The organism is Streptomyces sp. NPDC048349 (assembly GCF_040651925.1).
Lineage (GTDB): Bacteria > Actinomycetota > Actinomycetes > Streptomycetales > Streptomycetaceae > Streptomyces.
The window spans coordinates 1-3,119 of sequence record NZ_JBEZLA010000132.1; the positions used below are offsets into that span (position 1 = coordinate 1).

Annotated in this window: 2 rRNA genes (1 of these 2 running past the window's edge); both read left to right on the forward strand. The window is 57.5% G+C overall.

The features are described from left to right. Positions 1-29 precede the first annotated feature (29 nt). Positions 30-1,554 (forward strand): 16S ribosomal RNA (locus AB0D44_RS34110). A gap of 285 nt (positions 1,555-1,839) precedes the next feature. Further along, a 23S ribosomal RNA gene (locus AB0D44_RS34115) occupies positions 1,840-3,119 on the forward strand (it continues 1,927 nt past the right edge of the window). Together the 16S and 23S rRNA genes form the textbook arrangement of a ribosomal RNA operon.

Consider the following 3,119-nt stretch of genomic DNA (forward strand, 5'->3'; position numbering starts at 1 on the left):
GTGTGTGTGCACCCGATTACGGGTAAACATTCATGGAGAGTTTGATCCTGGCTCAGGACGAACGCTGGCGGCGTGCTTAACACATGCAAGTCGAACGATGAAGCCCTTCGGGGTGGATTAGTGGCGAACGGGTGAGTAACACGTGGGCAATCTGCCCTTCACTCTGGGACAAGCCCTGGAAACGGGGTCTAATACCGGATACCACTCCTGCCTGCATGGGCGGGGGTTGAAAGCTCCGGCGGTGAAGGATGAGCCCGCGGCCTATCAGCTTGTTGGTGGGGTAATGGCCCACCAAGGCGACGACGGGTAGCCGGCCTGAGAGGGCGACCGGCCACACTGGGACTGAGACACGGCCCAGACTCCTACGGGAGGCAGCAGTGGGGAATATTGCACAATGGGCGAAAGCCTGATGCAGCGACGCCGCGTGAGGGATGACGGCCTTCGGGTTGTAAACCTCTTTCAGCAGGGAAGAAGCGAAAGTGACGGTACCTGCAGAAGAAGCGCCGGCTAACTACGTGCCAGCAGCCGCGGTAATACGTAGGGCGCAAGCGTTGTCCGGAATTATTGGGCGTAAAGAGCTCGTAGGCGGCTTGTCACGTCGGATGTGAAAGCCCGAGGCTTAACCTCGGGTCTGCATTCGATACGGGCTAGCTAGAGTGTGGTAGGGGAGATCGGAATTCCTGGTGTAGCGGTGAAATGCGCAGATATCAGGAGGAACACCGGTGGCGAAGGCGGATCTCTGGGCCATTACTGACGCTGAGGAGCGAAAGCGTGGGGAGCGAACAGGATTAGATACCCTGGTAGTCCACGCCGTAAACGTTGGGAACTAGGTGTTGGCGACATTCCACGTCGTCGGTGCCGCAGCTAACGCATTAAGTTCCCCGCCTGGGGAGTACGGCCGCAAGGCTAAAACTCAAAGGAATTGACGGGGGCCCGCACAAGCGGCGGAGCATGTGGCTTAATTCGACGCAACGCGAAGAACCTTACCAAGGCTTGACATATACCGGAAAGCATTAGAGATAGTGCCCCCCTTGTGGTCGGTATACAGGTGGTGCATGGCTGTCGTCAGCTCGTGTCGTGAGATGTTGGGTTAAGTCCCGCAACGAGCGCAACCCTTGTCCTGTGTTGCCAGCATGCCCTTCGGGGTGATGGGGACTCACAGGAGACCGCCGGGGTCAACTCGGAGGAAGGTGGGGACGACGTCAAGTCATCATGCCCCTTATGTCTTGGGCTGCACACGTGCTACAATGGCCGGTACAATGAGCTGCGATACCGTGAGGTGGAGCGAATCTCAAAAAGCCGGTCTCAGTTCGGATTGGGGTCTGCAACTCGACCCCATGAAGTCGGAGTCGCTAGTAATCGCAGATCAGCATTGCTGCGGTGAATACGTTCCCGGGCCTTGTACACACCGCCCGTCACGTCACGAAAGTCGGTAACACCCGAAGCCGGTGGCCCAACCCGTAAGGGAGGGAGCTGTCGAAGGTGGGACTGGCGATTGGGACGAAGTCGTAACAAGGTAGCCGTACCGGAAGGTGCGGCTGGATCACCTCCTTTCTAAGGAGCACAGTACCGATTGCAGGCAAATGTTCTGCACGGTCAGCTCATGGGTGGAACGTTGATTAGTTGGCACGGTTTCGGAAACCTCCTGTAAGTACTGCTTCGGCGTGGAACACAGTGTGAGTGGACGGGATCGTGCTTGGCACGTTGTTGGGTCCTGAAGGTACGGCCGTTTGGTCTTGTCTTCAGTGCCGGCCCCAGTGAACTTGTTCTCCTTGAGAGAGCAGGGTGATGGGTGGCTGGTCGTTGTTTGAGAACTACACAGTGGACGCGAGCATCTGTGGCCAAGTTTTTAAGGGCGCACGGTGGATGCCTTGGCACCAGGAACCGATGAAGGACGTGAGAGGCCGCGATAGGCCCCGGGGAGCTGCCAACTGAGCTTTGATCCGGGGGTGTCCGAATGGGGAAACCCGGCAGTCGTCATGGGCTGTCACCCGCTGCTGAACACATAGGCAGTGTGGAGGGAACGAGGGGAAGTGAAACATCTCAGTACCCTCAGGAAGAGAAAACAACCGTGATTCCGGGAGTAGTGGCGAGCGAAACCGGATGAGGCCAAACCGTATGCGTGTGATACCCGGCAGGGGTTGCGCATGCGGGGTTGTGGGAATGAGCTTGACCGGTCTGCCGGCCGGTCGGCGAGTCAGAAACCGTTGATGTAGTCGAAGGACATGCGAAAGGTCCGGCGTAGAGGGTAAGACCCCCGTAGACGAAACATCAGCGGCTTGCTTGCTCATCTCCCAAGTAGCACGGGGCCCGAGAAATCCCGTGTGAATCTGGCGGGACCACCCGCTAAGCCTAAATATTCCCTGGTGACCGATAGCGGATAGTACCGTGAGGGAATGGTGAAAAGTACCGCGGGAGCGGAGTGAAATAGTACCTGAAACCGTGTGCCTACAAGCCGTGGGAGCGTCGCTCATTGGGTTTACCCAATGGGTCGTGACTGCGTGCCTTTTGAAGAATGAGCCTGCGAGTTAGCGGTGTGTAGCGAGGTTAACCCGTGTGGGGAAGCCGTAGCGAAAGCGAGTCCGAATAGGGCGATTGAGTTGCACGCTCTAGACCCGAAGCGGAGTGATCTAGCCATGGGCAGGTTGAAGCGGAGGTAAGACTTCGTGGAGGACCGAACCCACCAGGGTTGAAAACCTGGGGGATGACCTGTGGTTAGGGGTGAAAGGCCAATCAAACTCCGTGATAGCTGGTTCTCCCCGAAATGCATTTAGGTGCAGCGTCGTGTGTTTCTTGCCGGAGGTAGAGCACTGGATAGGCGATGGGCCCTACCGGGTTACTGACCTTAGCCAAACTCCGAATGCCGGTAAGTGAGAGCACGGCAGTGAGACTGTGGGGGATAAGCTCCATGGTCGAGAGGGAAACAGCCCAGAGCATCGACTAAGGCCCCTAAGCGTACGCTAAGTGGGAAAGGATGTGGAGTCGCAGAGACAACCAGGAGGTTGGCTTAGAAGCAGCCACCCTTGAAAGAGTGCGTAATAGCTCACTGGTCAAGTGATTCCGCGCCGACAATGTAGCGGGGCTCAAGCGTACCGCCGAAGTCGTGTCATTGCAGCAGG